Here is a 15,789-nt window from a genome sequence, read left to right as displayed (position 1 = left end):
AGAATTCGATGCGCCTGTTCCATTCCGCCGCCAGCGCCGTTGCGCTCGCGCTTGTCGCCCAGCCTGCCCTCGCCGAGGAGCTCGCCACGAAAAAGGCGATCGAGGCCGAGTATGACAGCTACCTCGCCCCGCTATTCCTCGATTTCCATGCGCACCCGGAAATGGGCTTCCTCGAAAACCGCACCGCCGCGAAGATGGCCGCCGAACTGAAGGCCGCCGGGCTTGAAGTGACCACCGGCGTCGGCAAGACCGGCGTGGTCGGCATGCTGCGCAACGGCAAGGGCCCGACGATCCTGATCCGCGCCGATATGGACGGGCTGCCGGTCGAGGAGAAATCGGGCCTGCCCTATGCCTCGAAGGCGAAGCAGGTGGGCGAGGATGGCAAGGAATATCCCACCATGCACGCCTGCGGGCATGACACCCACATCACCGCGATGATCGCCACCGCGCGGCGGCTGGTTGCCACCAAGGGGCAGTGGAGCGGCACGCTGATGTTCGTCGTCCAGCCCGCCGAGGAAGGCGTGCGCGGGGCCAAGGCGATGATGGAGGACGGGCTCTACACCCGCTTCGGCAAGCCCGACTATGCGCTGGCGTTCCACGTCGCCGCTGATCTCGAGACGGGCAAGGTCTCCGCGTCCGAGGGCATCCAGTATTCGAGCTCGGATTCGCTCGACATCATGGTGCCAGGCATCGGCACACACGGCGCGGCCCCCCATCTCGGGCGCGATCCGGTCTATATCGCCTCGCAGATTGTCACCGCGCTGCAATCCATTGATTCGCGAGAGATTTCGCCGCTGAAGCCGGTGGTGGTGACGATCGGTTCGTTCCACGCCGGCTCCAAGCACAACATCATCTCCGACGAGGCGCGGCTTCAGGTCACGGTGCGCGCCAACGAGGAGGAAACCCGCGAACAGGTGATCGCCACGATCGAGCGGATCGCGGTCAATATCGGCAAGGCGCATGGCCTGCCCGATAACCTGCCGGTGAAGGTGATGCGCGGGTCGGGGACGCCGGTGACCAACAATGATCCCGCGCTCGCCCGCCGCCTCAATGCCGTCATGGCGCGCGAACTGGGTGCGCAGGCCGTGGTGCCTTTCGCGCAGCAGAACATGGGCGCGGAGGACTTCACCTATTTCGTCGCGCCGGACACGGGCGTGCCGGGCTATTACTTCGCGGTGGGCGGCACCACGCCCGAGCGGATCGCGGCGGCCAAGGCGGGCGGACCGGCGATTGCCGGGCACCACTCCCCGCTGTTCCAGATCGCGCCACGCGAGAGCATCACGCTCGGCGCGCGGGCGATGGTCGCGGCCGTGATGGATCTGGCGGGCAAGAAGAAGTAGGCGCGGGCCGGGTTCGCCACATGAAAAGGGCGCCGCGATCACTCGCGGCGCCCTTTTTCGTGGGGTCGGACCGAAGGTGCCTTACGCCATTCCGGGCAGCAGGCGCTCGCCCGCGATGCGCTGCATCGCCTTCTGGAGCTTCTCGAAAGCGCGCACTTCGATCTGGCGGATGCGTTCGCGGCTGACGTCGTAGGTCTGCGAGAGTTCCTCCAGCGTCTGCGGCTTTTCCGAGAGGCGGCGTTCGACGAGGATGTGGCGCTCACGCTCGTTGAGGCTGTCCATCGCTTCGGCCAGCATCTGGTGGCGCATCTGCGATTCCTCGGCCTCGGCCACGGTCTCGTCCTGCAACGGACGATCATCCGTCAGCCAGTCCTGCCATTCGCCCGAGCCTTCCTCGCCCCCGCGCATCGGCGTGTTGAGCGAGCCGTCGCCGCCCATCATCATGCGGCGGTTCATGTTGACGACTTCCTGCTCGGGCACGCCCAGATCGGTGGCGATCTTGGTGACATCGTCCGGGTGCAGATCAGTGTCCTCGTAAGCGTCGAGGTTCTTCTTCATCCGGCGCAGGTTGAAGAACAGCTTCTTCTGCGCGGCGGTGGTGCCCATCTTCACGAGGCTCCACGAACGCAGGATATATTCCTGGATCGAGGCCTTGATCCACCACATCGCGTAGGTCGCGAGGCGGAAGCCGCGATCGGGCTCGAACTTCTTGACGCCCTGCATCAGGCCCACATTGCCTTCCGAAATGAGATCGGCGACCGGCAGGCCATAGCCGCGGTAACCCATCGCGATCTTCGCGACGAGACGCAGGTGGCTGGTCACCAGCTGGGCGGCGGCATCGGGGTCTTCATGTTCCTGATAGCGCTTGGCGAGCATATATTCCTGCTCGGCCGTCAGCACCGGGAACTTGCGAATCTCGGACAGATAGCGGTTGAGGCTCTGCTCACCGCTGAGGGCCGGGACCGAAGGACTTTTCGACTTGGTCACTTGTTACCTAACCTTTCTAGCGTCGACCGCTTGCACGGGACCCCTGATGGGCATCCCGTGATCTGGGCCACGGGTTACGGATATACGCGAGAATCTGTCAGTTGTATGCGCAATTCATCGATTTCAATGTCGCAGTTGGTCGATGAGTTCCGCCATGTCGTCGGGCAGATTGCTCCGAAATTGAACCATCTCGCCGGTCAGCGGGTGGATGAACCCCAGTTCGGCGGCGTGAAGCGCCTGCCGGGCGAAGCCGAGTCGCTCCAGCAGCGGGCGAAGGGATTTGGGTGTGCGGCCATAGGCAGGGTCTCCCAATAGCGGATGGCCGATTGACGCACAGTGAACGCGCACCTGGTGGGTGCGGCCGGTTTCCAGCCGGCATTCGATCACGGCAGCATCATCCAGCCGTTCGATCACGGTGTAATGGGTGACCGCGCTTTTGCCGCGTGAGGAATTGTTTGGGAGCACCGTCATTTTCTTTCGGTCCGCGTCCGAGCGGCCGATGCGCGCGTCGATCGTGCCGGTGGCGGGCGAGGGGTGCCCGGCGCAGACCGCGATGTAGCGGCGGTGGACGGTGTGCGCGGCGAACTGCACGGCAAGCCCTTCATGCGCGGCGTCCGACTTGGCGACCACGATGAGGCCCGAGGTGTCCTTGTCGATCCGGTGGACGATGCCGGGGCGCGCCACGCCGTTGATGCCCGAAAGATTGCCCCGGCAATGGTGCAGCAGCGCGTTGACCAGTGTGCCGGTGATGTTGCCCACCGCCGGATGGACAACCATGCCCGCAGGCTTGTCGATCACGATCAGATGCGCGTCCTCATAGGCGATGGTGAGCGGGATATCCTCCGCCTGCGCCTCGGCCGGCATGGCGGCGGCAAGGATGATGCGGAAGGGCGCGCCTGCGCCCACCTTCATCGAGGCCGAGGTGGCGGTCTTGCCTGCGACATCGACCCGGCCTTCATCAATCAACCCCTGCACCCGCGCGCGGGAGAGCCCGGTCGCTTCGGCCAGCGCCTTGTCGAGGCGGGCTGGGGACATGACAGACCCTTCCAGAATCTCGGCTCGCTCAATATCTGCCACCACCCGAACCTAACTCCGTTCGCCCTGAGCTTGTCGAAGGGCCGTCTTTCACTTAGCCGTTATGCATGGCGTTCTGGGCCTATATGCTTCACTGCCGCGGCGGCAAGTTCTACACGGGTCACACCGATGATCTTGAGCGGCGCGTAGCGCAGCACAAGTCGGGTGCCTTGCCCGGATTTACCAGCGACAAATTGCCCGTGGAACTGGTGTGGTCACAGGATTTCCCGACTCGTCACGAAGCGGTGGCCGCAGAATTGCAGATCAAGGGCTGCTCGCGGGCGAAGAAGCTGGCGCTGATCCGGGGCGATTGGGAGGCCGTTTCGCGTTACGCCAGGAAGAAAGACGGCCCTTCGACAAGCTCAGGGCGAACGGGTGTGGAGGTTTCTGCTCAAGCCCTCGAAACCATGCGCGTCGCAGCCCGCGCTGCCCATCCGCGCGAGGCCTGCGGGCTGTTGCTGGGCGAGGGCACGCGCATCACCGAGGCGCGCGTGACCGCCAATGTCCATCCCTCGCCAGAAACCCATTTCGAGATCGATCCGCAGGCGCTGGTCGATGCGCACCGCGCGGCGCGCAGCGGCGGCCAGCAAGTGCTGGGCTATTTCCACTCGCATCCCGCAGGCCCGCCCGAGCCTTCGGCGACCGACCGGTCCTGTGCTGCGGGCGATGGCCGCGTCTGGGCGATCCTCGCGGGGGACGACGTAAGGTTCTGGAAGGACGGGGAACAGGGGTTTGTCGCACTTCCCTTTACGTCTTGCGATGGTTAGGAAAGGCACATGATCTCGCAAACCGATCTCGCCGCGATGCTGTGTTCGCGCCTGTGCCATGACATGCTCTCGCCGGTCGGCGCGCTCGCCAACGGGCTGGAACTGCTGGCGGACGAGCAGGACCCGGAAATGCGCGCGCGCTGCATGGAGCTGCTCGAACATTCGGCCCGCATCAGCACCGACAAGCTGAAGTTCTTCCGCCTTGCTTTCGGCGCGGCAGGCGGGTTCGGCGAGGCGATCCCGATCGACGAGGCCAAGGCCGTGATCGAGGCGCTGGCCGCCGATAACAAGCGCATCGAAATCAACTGGGCGATTGCCGATCCGAGCCTGCCCAAGCCGGCGGTGAAGGTGCTGCTGAACCTCGCGCAGATCGCCTTGGACGCGCTGGTGCGCGGCGGCACGCTCGATATCGGGGCCGAACGCCGCGACGGGGCGGTGGAGATCGTCGCGCGTGCGCGCGGAGACCGGATCGCCTTTGACGAGAATATCGGTCGCGCGCTTCAGGGCGATCTGGCGGAGGGCGAGATCACCAGCCGCACCGCTGCTGCCCACATGATCGCGGTCGTCGCCGAGGAAATGGAGGGCGGCCTCCAGTACAAGCTCGCCGACGGGGTGCTGGTGCTGGGCGCGGTGCTGCCCGAGCCTGACGGCATGATCGGCTAGAGGCGTCTTTCATGTCGGGGGGCACGGGAGACGAACTGGTTCACCGCGAGGCGCTCTCGCCCAACCACGGGGAGCGCACGCTGCCGATCTCAATGGTGGTGATCCACTATACCGAGATGAAGCCGATCGAGACCGCGCTGGCGCGGATGTGCGATCCCGCCGCCTCGGTCAGCGCGCATTACTGCATTTCGGAAGCGGGCGAGGTGATCCGCCTCGTGCCCGAAGACCGGCGCGCGTGGCACGCAGGCGCGAGCTACTGGCGCGGTATTCCCGATGTGAATTCGGCCAGCATCGGGATCGAGCTCGATCACCCCGGCCATGCGCCCGAGAACGGGGGCTATCGCGGCTTTGCCCAGCCCCAGATCGACGCGCTGATCCCGCTGCTGGCGCGGATCGTCAAGCAATACGACATTCCGCGCGCCAATGTGGTGGGCCATTCCGATGTGGCGCCGATGCGCAAGGTCGATCCGGGCGAGCTCTTCCCGTGGGAGCGGCTGGCCGAATACAAGCTGTGCCTGCCGCGCCCGCAATGTCTGGCGGCCGGAAACCCCTTCCACAACGAGGGCAGCTTCTTCCTCGCATTGGAACGCTTCGGCTACGACATCACCGATCAGGCCAAGGCCGTCGAGGCCTTCGAGCGGCGCTGGCGGCCCGAACACATCACCGGCATCCCCGACGGCGAGATCGCCGCGATCCTGTGGCAATTGCTGCTCGACCGCGATCAGGGCCGCACGCGGTAATCTCGATGACCGACGCCGGACCTGTCAGAGCATTGAGGGATCGGCCGATGCTTGGCCTTTTGGCGCTGCTGGCCGCTTTCCTGTCGCCCCTCATCATCATCGCCCTGGTGTCGCGCGCGCTGCTGCCCCAGGGCCTGATCGAAGGCGTTGCCGTGCCCGAGGCCATGCGCTCGGAAACGCCGAATGTTGTTGCCGGCCTGATCCGCGACATGCTCGGCATGGGGATCGGGATGATGGTCGCGGCCTGGCTCATCTTTCGGCAGGAGGTCGCCGGCAGCGCGAAGGTCCGGCACGCGGTGTTCTTCCTCGGCACGTTTGTCTGCGCTTTCGTGAGCATCTTTTCCGGCCTGCGCGGCGAGTATGCCCTGGCGTTCATCATTTCGACCCAGCCGTTCGATCTCCAAAAGATCAGCCAGTTCATTGAAATGCAGGCGATCTTCCTTGTGCTGACGCTGATGTGCATCTTTACCGAGCTGGTGAACTTCGTCATTTTCTCCGAGGCGGCAGCGGAACGGAGGGGGGAATGAGAACTCTGGGCTGGATAGGGGCGGCGCTCGCGCTGGCCATGGGTGCGGGCGCCGAGGCCCAAACCGCCCCGGCCAAGAAAAAGCGCGCCCCCGCGAGCACAGTTGCTGCCACCCCCGCGCCGCCGAGCGCGGAGCAACTGCTCAAGGCGAACATCATCAGCATGCGGCTGGCAGACTGCGCCGAGGGTGAAGGCAAGTCCTGCGAGCTCAAGGCCGTCACCCTTGCCAGCTTTTCCGCCCGCAGCGATTGCGGCCGCCATGCCCTTGCGGAGAGCGAAGTCATCCTGCCCGACGGCACGCGCAAGTTCGCGGTCTTCCGCGACCTGTTCGTCATCAAGAAGGAGGGCGAGGCCGTCACGCTCGAACAGCCGCAATGGATCAAGGCGGCGGAGCTGTTCGATTCCGCGGGGATCCATCCGGTCTGCGGCATGATCCGGATCGACGATGCGAACCACTATGTGGCCGATCAGGCCAGCGTTCCCGAGTTGCAGGAGAATGGGGATAACGGGATGATGGGCGCAGTGATCGGCGGGGTGTTCGGCGGAATGCTCGGCGGGCTGGTAAGGCCCCGCACATTCGCCGAGCGAGCCGGCTGCCTGCTGACCGGCTGCGAGGAGCGCAATTCGATTGCGGTCAAGGTTACAGGCGGCTCGAAACCCCTGCGCATCCTGTTCGGCGGTGCGCCCACCGGCATCAGCACCGACCAGACGATCAATGTCTCGCTCTCCGGTTTCGAGCGCTTGGCGGTGAAGTATCCTGACGGATCGGTGCGCCCCATCGGGAAGTGCGAGCTCATCGGCCGCCAGCGCTTTTCGCGCTCCTATGACTGCCGCAAACGTTAAGCGTGGGGTGCATGAAGGAATTGTCGAAAATGCGACAATCTCCAGCGAACATCCGGGTAATCATCTGCAAAACACATGGGGGATTATGACATGATGACGAAGAAACTTGCGGCCGAGTTTTTCGGGACCTTCTGGCTGGTGTTCGGGGGCTGCGGATCGGCGGTGCTGGCGGCGGGCTTTCCTGAGCTGGGGATCGGCTTTGTCGGCGTTTCGATGGCTTTCGGCCTCACCGTGCTGACCATGGCCTACACCGTGGGCGGGATATCGGGCGGGCATTTCAACCCGGCGGTGAGCCTTGGCCTTGCGATCGGCGGGCGCTTCGGCTGGGCAGACCTCGTGCCTTACTGGGCCGCGCAGGTGCTCGGCTCGTTCTGCGCGGCGGGCGTGCTCTTCGTGATCGCCAGCGGCGCGCCGGAGTTTGCCGCGGGCGGCTTTGCCTCGAACGGCTATGGCGAGCTGTCGCCGGGCGGCTATTCGATGCTCTCGGCGCTGGTGATCGAAGTGGTGCTGACCGCGATGTTCCTGATCGTGATCCTCGGCTCGACCTCGTCCAAGGCCCCGGCGGGCTTTGCCCCGATCGCGATCGGCCTCGCGCTCACGCTCATCCACCTCATTTCGATTCCGGTGACCAACACCTCGGTCAATCCGGCGCGTTCGACCAGCGTGGCCTTCTATGCCGAGACGGCCGCGGTGAGCCAGCTGTGGCTGTTCTGGGTCGCCCCGCTGGCGGGCGCGGCGATTGGCGCGCTGGTGTGGAAGCTGCTGCTGTCCGACGGGACGGACTAAGAGCGCTTTTGCCAAACCCGCCGGGCGCGCCTATATGCGCGCTCGTCAGGGGGCCTGAGGCAGCCGCGTGCGAAAGTGCGAGGAAAGTCCGGGCTCCACGAAACAAGGGTGGCGGGTAACGCCCGCCGGCGTCCCTTCGGGGGCGCAAGGGAAAGTGCCACAGAGAGCAAACCGCCGATGGCTTTCGGGCACAGGCAAGGGTGAAAGGGTGCGGTAAGAGCGCACCGGGGCGCTGGCAACAGGGTCCGCATGGCAAACCCCACCCGGAGCAAGGCCGAATAGGGGTCTCGCGCCACTCGCAAGAGCGGCAGGCGTGTTTCGCGCCGAGAGACCCGGGTTGGCTGCTAGAGCCGTCGAGCAATCGTCGGCCCAGATGAATGGCTGCCACCACGGGTGGGTCCGCAAGGAAACCGCCCGGGGAGACAGAACCCGGCTTATGATGGCCCCCTGATGTTGTTTGTTTTTCGCTCGCCCCTCCGAGCGAGCGTCCTCGGCGAGCTTTAGGCCCTGCGGGCCTGATCGCCTGCGGCTCGGCCGCGTGGCCTTGCGACCGGTCCGTTGGCTGGTCGGACCCTGTCTGCACTGTCGAGCCTTGCCGTAGCCGCGAAAACGCCGCAGGGGTCGAGGCATGGATCACATGCCCGCCGCCGTCCGCCCGCTGTTGCAGCGCCTTGCCGTTATCTTGGCCGTGGTGGTGCAGATCGGCGCGACCTTCTTGCCTCAACTCGGGCTGGGCGAGCCGATTGGCAGCCGGTCTGATAGTGTGCGCACGCTCGTGACCCCGGCTGGCTGGGCGTTCGCGATCTGGGGACCGTTGTTCACTTTCTCGGCGGTGTTTGCGCTGTGGCAGGCACTTCCGGCCCAGCGCCACAATCCGCTTGTGGCGCGGATTGCCTGGCCTGCTGCCATCGCGCTCGCGGCGCAGGGCGTGTGGGCGACCTATACCCAGTTCGCCAATCTTACCGCGATTTCGGCAGTGATCATCCTCGTTTCGCTCGGCGCCTTGTTGATCGTGCTGTGTGTGCTGGTGGCCACACCAGCGCTGTCGCGGGGAGAGCGCTGGCTGGTCGCGCCGATTTTCAGCGCGCTGGCCGCATGGCTGACTGCGGCAAGCATCGTCAACATCTCGGCCACCCTCAAGTTTTACGGCGTCGGCGGCGGCAATTCTGCGCCCGAGGTAGCGGCAGTTATGGTTATGATCGGAGCCAGCATTGCCGCATTCGCCACCGTCAGGGTGCGCGGCGCTCCGCTTTACGGGCTGGTGTTCTGCTGGGCGCTGCTGGCGATCTACGCGCGCGGCGGGCAGCAATTTGCGCCGATTGGCTGGGCGGCGCTGGCGGGCGGAGTGATCGTGCTTACGGCGCTCGTCTCTCAGTTGTTGAGGGCGGACAACCGCCGCCACTGGTTCGGCGCTTAACTCCTACCCACGCTCACATATTCAAAGCCCGCAGCGCGCATGTCTTCGGGCTTGTAGACATTGCGCAGGTCCACCATCACCGGGGCCTTGGCGAGTTCCTTGACGCGGCGAAGATCGAGCGCGCGGAAGGCGTCCCATTCGGTGACGATCACCACCACGTCCGCGCCCTCGATGGCGGCATAGGGGCTGTCGCACATGGTCACATCCGGCAGCAGCGGGCGGGCCTGTTCCATGCCTTCGGGATCATAGGCCGCCACTTCGACGCCCGCGTCCATCAGCGTCTGGGCCACGGCAATCGCGGGGCTGTCGCGCATGTCATCGGTGTTGGGCTTGAAGGCGAGGCCGAGCAGCGCCGCCTTTTTGCCGCGCGCCGCTTCCATCCCGCCCAGTGCATCGACGACCTTGCGGCCCATCGCGCGCTTGCGGCTGTCGTTGACCTTGACCACGGCCTCGACGATCCGCGTCGGGCTGTCGTAATCCTCGGCGGTTTTCAGCAGCGCGAGCGTATCCTTGGGGAAGCAGCTGCCGCCATAGCCCGGCCCTGCGTGGAGGAACTTCGACCCGATGCGGTTGTCCATCCCGATCCCGCGGCTGACGTCCTGCACATTCGCGCCGACCTTCTCGCACAGATCGGCCATCTCGTTGATGAAGGTGATCTTGGTCGCGAGGAAGGCGTTGGCGGCGTATTTGATCAGCTCGCTGGTGCGGCGGCTGGTGAACAGGATCGGCGATTCATTGAGGAACAGCGGGCGATAGACCTCGCGCATGACGTCACGGCCATACTCGTCCTCGGCGCCGATCACGATGCGATCAGGCCGCTTGAAATCGCCGATCGCCGCGCCTTCGCGCAGGAATTCGGGGTTGGAGACGACGGCGAAGGTCTGGGTGGTGCCGGTTTCGCGGATGATGCGCTCCACCTCGTCACCGGTGCCGACGGGCACGGTCGACTTTGTGACGATCACCGCCGGACCCGACAGGCTCTCGCCCACTTCGCGCGCGACTTCGTAGACGAAGGTGAGATCGGCATGGCCATCGCCGCGGCGGCTGGGGGTGCCGACAGCGATGAAGATCGCGGCGGCATCCTTGATCCCTTCGGCGAGCGAGGTGGTGAAGCTGAGGCGCCCGGCCTTCACATTGCTTTCGACCAGCGCATCAAGGCCCGGCTCGTAGATCGGCATGATCCCGGCGTGCAGGCGGTCGATCTTGCTCTGATCCTTGTCGATGCAGACCACATCATGGCCGAAATCGGCAAAGCAGGCCCCCGACACGAGCCCGACATAGCCCGAACCCACCATCGCAATCTTCATGATCTGCTGTCCCTGACCGGAAGTTCCAGATTGGCTTGCCCGCGAAAGCCGGCCCTAAGCCGCCTGTTCCTCGTGGAAAGTCTCGACCGGGCCACCATCGACGGAGCGGGTCTGGATGATCCGCCGCTGGTCGCCTTCGAGCACGAGCGCTGTAAGCACACCCGAACGGAAAGCGCCAGTATCAATGCCGATGCGGTTGCCGCAATCCATGACACGCTCGAAGATCGTGTGGCCGTGGACCACCACCTTTTCGAGCGGGCCTTCGTGGCTGAGGAAACGCTCGCGGATCCACAAGAGGTCGCTGCGCTTCTGTTCGCCGAGCGGGCGGGACGGATCGATCCCGGCATGGACGAAGACATAGTCGCCCGCGCGGATCATGGTCTCGAACCCGGCGAGATATTCGCGGTCTTCGGCAGGCACCAGCTTGGGCAGGCGCGCGAACATCTCGTCGAGGTCGAGCGTCGCAAACTGCTTCTTCGACAAGCCGTAGCTCAGCACCGTCTCGCGCCCGCCATGCTTCAGGAAGTGGCGCAGGGCCTCGGGCTTTTCGAAGGCGGAGAGGAACATCTCCTCGTGATTGCCTGCGAGCACGCGCACGCGCCGGGTCTGCTGCCACTGGCGGGTGCGGGCGATCACCCCGGCGCTGTCCGGCCCGCGATCGACCAGATCGCCGAGCAGCACGATGCGCGTTTCGGCCGGCGGCGCGGCGCTATCATCGGCCTCGATGGCAGCGATCATCGCCTCGTAGAGGTCGAGCCGTCCGTGAATATCGCCGATCACGTAATAGCGCATGCCCTCGGGCACCGAAGGCGGCTTCGGTGCAGGCTTGGAACGGAACATGTCGCGCAATTTCTGGAACATGACGAACGGCGGTTTTCCGGTGGTGCAGCGCCCCTCTCCCGAGGGAGGACGGCGCATAGAGGGTGACGGGCGAGAGTGCAACACGGGAGCGCGGGCGTGCGACCAGCGGTGCGAAATCCTCGCCCGAAGGCGGGCGCGCTTGCGATCAGTCGAGCGAGAAGCTGACCGTGGTGACCACGCGCACCTTCTTGTAGGGGCTGTCGGCCATGCCCCAGCCGCCGGTATCGCCGTCGCGCGCGGCGACTTCGAAATAGCCCTGGGTCGCGTCGCGGATCTTGCCGACGCCCGAGTCCGAATCCTTGGCGAACTGCTGGGCCGCAGCGCGCGCGTCCTTGGTCGCCTCGGCCACCATTTCGGGCTTGATGTCGTTCAGTTTGGTGAAGGTGTAGGCCATGCCCGAGCCCTCCTCCAGAAACACCCCGCGGCTGACGAGATCGAACTGCCGGGCGACCGCCTTCTGCGCGCGGGCGATATCATGGGTGCGCAGCGCCAGCCGCTGGCGCACGGTGTAGCTGGTGATGCCGTTCTGGTCGGTGCTGCTCGACACGTTCGCGCCGGTCGGCTGGAGCGCATCGGCGGGGAAGCCCAGCTCCTTGAAGAAGGTCTCGATCGTCGCGGTATCGGCGCGCACTTTCGCTTGCGCTGCGCCGAGATCGGTCGAGGTGGTCGAGTAGGAAATCGTCCAGGTGGCAAGATCGGCGGTGACATCGCGCTCGGCCAAGCCGCGCACCGTCACCGCGCGCTCGGCATCCTTGGCGCGCAGCAAGCCGTTGCCGAGCAGATATCCGCCCGCGACGAGCCCCAGCGAAACAATCGCCGCCGTGCCGAACCAGCGCTGGGTTGCATGTTCGCCCAGAAAGCTGCTGGCCGCATTCACCGGTTGCACATCATCGCCGCTCATCGCATTGTCCCCCGTAAGAGTTGGTGCGACGAGTTGTGCATCAGTGTCGATGAATCGAGTTTGAATAAGATTGGGGGCAACGTATGCTGAGGCAGCCATCGGCCCGCAGGGCCGCAAGGCCGAACGGCCGCCCGCAGCGATGCGAGCGAAGCGAGCAATGAGCGAGGAGATCGCGCGCGAAGGCGCGCGCAAACAAAGATGACCAAATTCCTCCACTCCATGATCCGCGTCACCGATCCGCAGGCGACGGTCGATTTCTTCAAGCTCATCGGGCTGGAGGAAGTGCGGCGCTTCGATGTCGAGGCGGGGCGGTTCACCCTGATCTTCCTTGCCGCGCCGGGGCAGGAGGGCATTGCCGAGGTCGAGCTTACCTATAACTGGCCGCCCGCCGATGGCAGCGCGGGCGAGGACTATGATGGCGGACGCAATTTCGGGCACCTCGCCTACCGGGTCGAGAATATCTACGAGACCTGCGCGGCGCTGGCCGAGGCTGGCCACATCATCCACCGTCCCCCGCGCGATGGGCACATGGCCTTCGTCAAATCGCCCGACGGCATTTCGATCGAACTGCTGCAGGAAGGCTATCTCGAACCGGCCGAGCCCTGGGCCAGCATGCCCAATACCGGCACCTGGTAAAGCGGGCCCGCCCGCACAGCCTGACAGTAAATCGGCCCTAAACCATTAAAATAACAGGCCCCGTTGCATCCCCCGCCAGTCCGCGATAGTTTACCGGACTGAACGGGGAGGGGGGCGCCTTGTCCATTGCTGATCTTGGCCTGTGGCAATGGCTCGCGCTGATCCAGCACGAATTGCTGCTGTTTGCGGGCATCTTCTTCCTCATCGGTGCGGCGGATGATCTGGCGGTGGATGCCGTGTGGCTGTGGCTGCGGCTCACCGGCAAGGCGACTGCGATCCGGCGCAAGCGCGCAGCCCTCGTCAACCGTCCGCTGCATGGCCCCGCCGCGGTGCTGATCCCGGCGTGGCACGAGGCGGCGGTGATCGGCGAGACTGTCAGTCATATTCTCGCCAGTTGGCCGCATCCGCTGCTGCGGCTTTATGTGGGCTGCTATCGCAATGATCCGGCAACGCTGGCGGCGGCGAGTGCTGCGGCCAAGGGCGATCCGCGCCTGAGGCTGGTGATCCATGATCGCGACGGACCGAGCACCAAGGCCGACTGCCTCAACCGCCTTTACACGGCGCTCGCCACCGACGAGGCGCGCTCGGGCCGCCGCTACATCATGGTGGTGTTCCACGATGCCGAGGACATGGTCGATCCGGCCGCGCTCGGCCTGCTCGACGAGGCGGTCGCTTTCGGCGCGGATTTCGTCCAGCTGCCGGTCGAGCCGCTGGTGCAGCACCATGGCGGCTGGTTCGCCAACCAGCTCGGCAATCATTACTGCGAGGAATTTGCCGAGGCGCATGGCAAGGCGCTGGTGGTGCGCGACTGGCTCGGGGCAGGACTGCCGGGCGCAGGCGTGGGCTGCGCGGCGGGGCGCGCTGCGCTCGATCGGTTGGCGGCGCGCAGGGCCGATGGCCTGCCCTTTGCCAGCGATTCCCTCACCGAGGATTACGAGCTCGGCCTCGGCATCGCATCGCAGGGTGGCACCTGCCGCTTCGTGCGGGTGCGCGGCGAGGACGACCGGCTGATCGCCACCCGCGCCTTCTTCCCCAACCGCTTCGAACATGTGGTGCGCCAGATGAGCCGCTGGGTGCTGGGGATCGCCTTGCAGGGCTGGGACCGGGTGGGCTGGAGCGGCGGGCTGCTCGACGGCTGGATGCGCGCGCGCGACCGGCGCGGGCCGCTGGCGGCGCTGGTGCTGCTGATCGGCTATGCGCTGGTGTTGCTGACCGCGCTGTCGGGCGGGGCGTGGCTGGCGGGCGTGGGCGAGCCGGTGCCGCTGACCCCGCTGCTGAAGGCGCTGCTGCTCGCCAATCTTGCCGCCTTCGCGTGGCGCGCGGCGATGCGCTTTGTCTTTGCCGCACAGGAATATGGCGTGGCCGAAGGGGTCGCCGCGCTGCTGCGCCTGCCGCTCGCCAATGTCATCGCGATCATCGCCGGACGGCGCGCGGTCTTTGCCTATGCCCGCACCCTGCGGGGCGCGGCGGCGGCGTGGGACAAGACCGAGCATGACGTGCACCCGCTGAGCCTCGGGCTGGCGCACAGGCTGGCGCCGCGATGAAGGGCTCGGCGCCTTCTGCCCCGCGCGCAAGCGGCGCGCCGCTGGCCATGATCGGGCTGGTGCTGGTCGCGTGGGTCGGCGGGCGGGCGGCTGTGTGGGAGAGCCCCTTTCCCGCGCCCGCTAGCCTGATCCCTGCCGCGCTCGCCCCGCTGATTGCCGAGGCTGACGCGCCGCCTGCACCGCTGGCACAGACGACCGCTGCGCTGCGCGACGCCGAGGCCTTTTTCAAGCCTGCGGGCGAGGTCGAAGGCGCGCGCAGCGACGGCGCTCTGGCCTTGCTCGGCAGCGGGTTTTCGGGCGGAATGGACCCGCGCTATGCCGCTGCGCACCACTTGCTGTGGCGCACCGCGCTCACCACCCGCTTTGCCGCGCCGACCACGCGCATGGGGGCTCTGGCGAGCGCGCTACCCGGCACGCTCGATGGCATGGGGACAGACGAGGATGGCGCGGTGCCGTTCCTCGCGCAGCCGGTCCAGCCGCAGCGGGTCGGGCGCTGGTCGGTGGATGCCTGGGGCTTCTGGCGGCAAGGTTCGGACGCCGCGCCGATCTCGCAGGGGCGGGTGCCGATCTACGGGGCGAGCCAGGTCGGCGCGCTGCTGCAATATCGCCTGAGGCCGGGCAGCGCACGCGATCCGCGCCTCTATGTCCGAGCCTATCGCGCGATGGTGCGGCGCGGGGAGAACGAACTGGCGCTGGGCGCATCGCTGCGCCCCTTGCCGCGCGTGCCGGTGCGGGTGCTGGGCGAGATGCGGGTGACCGACAGCTTCTTCGGCCGCCAGACCCGCCCTTCCGCCTTCGCCGTCACCGAGATCGCGCCGATCGACCTGCCGCTCGGCACAAGGCTTGAGGCCTATGCGCAAGGCGGCTGGGTGGGCGGGGCCGACGACACCCTGTTCGCCGACGGGCAGGCGAGCCTCACCCGCGAAGTCGAACAGGTCGCGCGCCTCACCGACGACCGCTTGCGCGTCAGCCTCGGCGCGGGCGCATGGGGCGGGGCGCAGGAAGACGCGCAGCGGGTCGATGTCGGCCCGACGATGCGCTTCGACGTGACGCTGGGCGAGGTGCCCGCGCGGGTCTCGGTCGACTGGCGCGAGCGCGTGGGTGGCGACGCCGGCCCGGGATCAGGCGCCGCAGTGACACTCTCGACGCGTTTTTAGCTTTCGTATCGCGCTAGCGCGCGATGCAGACCTCCCGCCCCGCCTCCCCACCCGGCCACCAATGATACCATCAGGCTATGGTGGCCGGGTGGGGAGGCGGGGCGGGGGGTCTGCGCCAGCAAAGGTGGCCACCAGACAAAAACACGAGGCGGGGCGGCCAGAGGGAAGGAGCGTCTGCGCCACCAAAGGTGGCTCTAAAACAAACAACACCGAGGATACGCGGCCTGCGCGGCTTTCAAC

General features: G+C 66.2%; 16 protein-coding genes and 1 other RNA gene. 12 read left to right on the top strand and 5 right to left on the bottom strand.

Annotation, left to right across the window (positions count from 1 at the left end; genetic code table 11):
• The first annotated feature begins 8 nt into the window (after nt 1-8).
• Nucleotides 9-1,340: a M20 metallopeptidase family protein gene (locus tag RSE14_RS06895; protein ID WP_324076566.1), complete on the top strand. Its 1,332-nt coding sequence runs from the start codon at nt 9-11 to the stop codon at nt 1,338-1,340.
• Between the two features lie 81 nt (nt 1,341-1,421).
• Here the strand turns inward: RSE14_RS06895 and rpoH are convergent, their stop codons facing one another.
• Nucleotides 1,422-2,327, bottom strand: coding sequence for an RNA polymerase sigma factor RpoH (gene rpoH / locus RSE14_RS06890; protein ID WP_324076565.1), 906 nt, complete (start codon nt 2,325-2,327; stop codon nt 1,422-1,424).
• Between the two features lie 123 nt (nt 2,328-2,450).
• Nucleotides 2,451-3,362 (bottom strand): RluA family pseudouridine synthase, encoded by a 912-nt coding sequence (locus RSE14_RS06885; RefSeq protein ID WP_324076564.1) that lies wholly within the window; start codon nt 3,360-3,362, stop codon nt 2,451-2,453.
• A 107-nt stretch (nt 3,363-3,469) separates the two neighbouring features.
• Between RSE14_RS06885 and RSE14_RS06880 the strand changes: the two genes are divergently transcribed.
• From RSE14_RS06880 to RSE14_RS06845, 8 genes are all read left to right on the top strand, one after another.
• Complete coding sequence (locus RSE14_RS06880) at nt 3,470-4,168, top strand: Mov34/MPN/PAD-1 family protein (RefSeq protein WP_324076563.1); 699 nt, start codon at nt 3,470-3,472, stop codon at nt 4,166-4,168.
• 9 nt (nt 4,169-4,177) lie between these two features.
• A complete protein-coding gene (locus RSE14_RS06875) occupies nt 4,178-4,831 on the top strand; it encodes a histidine phosphotransferase family protein (RefSeq protein ID WP_324076561.1) in 654 nt (217 codons plus the stop codon).
• Nucleotides 4,832-4,842: 11 nt separating this feature from the next.
• The gene (locus RSE14_RS06870) at nt 4,843-5,571 is read left to right on the top strand and encodes an N-acetylmuramoyl-L-alanine amidase (protein ID WP_324076559.1); all 729 of its coding nucleotides are present in this window, start codon (nt 4,843-4,845) and stop codon (nt 5,569-5,571) included.
• Nucleotides 5,572-5,576: 5 nt separating this feature from the next.
• Nucleotides 5,577-6,098: a hypothetical protein gene (locus RSE14_RS06865; RefSeq protein WP_324076557.1), complete on the top strand. Its 522-nt coding sequence runs from the start codon at nt 5,577-5,579 to the stop codon at nt 6,096-6,098.
• Nucleotides 6,095-6,940 (top strand): hypothetical protein, encoded by an 846-nt coding sequence (locus tag RSE14_RS06860; RefSeq protein WP_324076556.1) that lies wholly within the window; start codon nt 6,095-6,097, stop codon nt 6,938-6,940. Before RSE14_RS06865 ends, RSE14_RS06860 begins: the two co-directional genes overlap by 4 nt.
• A gap of 93 nt (nt 6,941-7,033) precedes the next feature.
• Nucleotides 7,034-7,726 carry an aquaporin Z gene (gene aqpZ, locus RSE14_RS06855; RefSeq protein WP_324076853.1) on the top strand — a complete coding sequence of 231 codons (693 nt, stop codon included), beginning with the start codon at nt 7,034-7,036 and terminating at the stop codon, nt 7,724-7,726.
• A 45-nt stretch (nt 7,727-7,771) separates the two neighbouring features.
• Nucleotides 7,772-8,181: RNase P RNA component class A (gene rnpB / locus RSE14_RS06850), an RNA gene on the top strand.
• Between the two features lie 173 nt (nt 8,182-8,354).
• Nucleotides 8,355-9,143 carry a TspO-related membrane protein gene (locus tag RSE14_RS06845; RefSeq protein ID WP_324076554.1) on the top strand — a complete coding sequence of 263 codons (789 nt, stop codon included), beginning with the start codon at nt 8,355-8,357 and terminating at the stop codon, nt 9,141-9,143.
• Here the strand turns inward: RSE14_RS06845 and RSE14_RS06840 are convergent.
• The 3 genes from RSE14_RS06840 to RSE14_RS06830 all read right to left on the bottom strand — a co-directional run bounded on the left by RSE14_RS06840 (nt 9,140) and on the right by RSE14_RS06830 (nt 12,212).
• Nucleotides 9,140-10,450 carry a UDP-glucose dehydrogenase family protein gene (locus RSE14_RS06840; protein WP_324076552.1) on the bottom strand — a complete coding sequence of 437 codons (1,311 nt, stop codon included), beginning with the start codon at nt 10,448-10,450 and terminating at the stop codon, nt 9,140-9,142. The genes RSE14_RS06845 and RSE14_RS06840 overlap by 4 nt on opposite strands.
• 54 nt (nt 10,451-10,504) lie before the next feature.
• Nucleotides 10,505-11,311, bottom strand: coding sequence for a metallophosphoesterase family protein (locus RSE14_RS06835; RefSeq protein WP_324076852.1), 807 nt, complete (start codon nt 11,309-11,311; stop codon nt 10,505-10,507).
• A 145-nt stretch (nt 11,312-11,456) separates the two neighbouring features.
• The gene (locus RSE14_RS06830) at nt 11,457-12,212 is read right to left on the bottom strand and encodes an SIMPL domain-containing protein (RefSeq protein ID WP_324076550.1); all 756 of its coding nucleotides are present in this window, start codon (nt 12,210-12,212) and stop codon (nt 11,457-11,459) included.
• Nucleotides 12,213-12,410: 198 nt separating this feature from the next.
• On the opposite strand from RSE14_RS06830, the gene RSE14_RS06825 reads away from it, so the two are divergent.
• The 3 genes from RSE14_RS06825 (at nt 12,411) to RSE14_RS06815 (ending at nt 15,549) form a co-directional block, all read left to right on the top strand.
• Nucleotides 12,411-12,848, top strand: coding sequence for a VOC family protein (locus RSE14_RS06825; protein WP_324076548.1), 438 nt, complete (start codon nt 12,411-12,413; stop codon nt 12,846-12,848).
• A gap of 119 nt (nt 12,849-12,967) precedes the next feature.
• Nucleotides 12,968-14,392, top strand: a complete 1,425-nt coding sequence (locus RSE14_RS06820) for a glycosyl transferase family protein (RefSeq protein WP_324076547.1) — start codon at nt 12,968-12,970, stop codon at nt 14,390-14,392.
• Complete coding sequence (locus RSE14_RS06815; protein WP_324076545.1) at nt 14,389-15,549, top strand: hypothetical protein; 1,161 nt, start codon at nt 14,389-14,391, stop codon at nt 15,547-15,549. The genes RSE14_RS06820 and RSE14_RS06815 overlap by 4 nt, the downstream gene beginning before the upstream one ends.
• The last annotated feature ends 240 nt before the right edge of the window (nt 15,550-15,789 follow it).

Source organism: Erythrobacter sp., from assembly GCF_035194505.1.
Taxonomy (GTDB): Bacteria; Pseudomonadota; Alphaproteobacteria; order Sphingomonadales; family Sphingomonadaceae; genus Erythrobacter.
Note: the sequence above shows the minus strand (reverse complement) of the source record. Positions and strands in the feature narration are given on the sequence as shown.

What these genes read in the sequence shown, in the direction of transcription:
- RSE14_RS06895 (WP_324076566.1), top strand. Translation starts at nt 9, where the DNA reads ATGCGCCTGTTCCATTCCGCCGCCAGCGCCGTTGCGCTCGCGCTTGTC.
- RSE14_RS06885 (WP_324076564.1), bottom strand. Translation starts at nt 3,362, where the DNA reads ATGTCCCCAGCCCGCCTCGACAAGGCGCTGGCCGAAGCGACCGGGCTC.
- RSE14_RS06880 (WP_324076563.1), top strand. Translation starts at nt 3,470, where the DNA reads ATGGCGTTCTGGGCCTATATGCTTCACTGCCGCGGCGGCAAGTTCTAC.
- RSE14_RS06875 (WP_324076561.1), top strand. Translation starts at nt 4,178, where the DNA reads ATGATCTCGCAAACCGATCTCGCCGCGATGCTGTGTTCGCGCCTGTGC.
- RSE14_RS06870 (WP_324076559.1), top strand. Translation starts at nt 4,843, where the DNA reads ATGTCGGGGGGCACGGGAGACGAACTGGTTCACCGCGAGGCGCTCTCG.
- RSE14_RS06865 (WP_324076557.1), top strand. Translation starts at nt 5,577, where the DNA reads ATGACCGACGCCGGACCTGTCAGAGCATTGAGGGATCGGCCGATGCTT.
- RSE14_RS06860 (WP_324076556.1), top strand. Translation starts at nt 6,095, where the DNA reads ATGAGAACTCTGGGCTGGATAGGGGCGGCGCTCGCGCTGGCCATGGGT.
- aqpZ (WP_324076853.1), top strand. Translation starts at nt 7,034, where the DNA reads ATGACGAAGAAACTTGCGGCCGAGTTTTTCGGGACCTTCTGGCTGGTG.
- RSE14_RS06845 (WP_324076554.1), top strand. Translation starts at nt 8,355, where the DNA reads ATGGATCACATGCCCGCCGCCGTCCGCCCGCTGTTGCAGCGCCTTGCC.
- RSE14_RS06840 (WP_324076552.1), bottom strand. Translation starts at nt 10,450, where the DNA reads ATGAAGATTGCGATGGTGGGTTCGGGCTATGTCGGGCTCGTGTCGGGG.
- RSE14_RS06835 (WP_324076852.1), bottom strand. Translation starts at nt 11,311, where the DNA reads ATGTTCCAGAAATTGCGCGACATGTTCCGTTCCAAGCCTGCACCGAAG.
- RSE14_RS06830 (WP_324076550.1), bottom strand. Translation starts at nt 12,212, where the DNA reads ATGAGCGGCGATGATGTGCAACCGGTGAATGCGGCCAGCAGCTTTCTG.
- RSE14_RS06825 (WP_324076548.1), top strand. Translation starts at nt 12,411, where the DNA reads ATGACCAAATTCCTCCACTCCATGATCCGCGTCACCGATCCGCAGGCG.
- RSE14_RS06815 (WP_324076545.1), top strand. Translation starts at nt 14,389, where the DNA reads ATGAAGGGCTCGGCGCCTTCTGCCCCGCGCGCAAGCGGCGCGCCGCTG.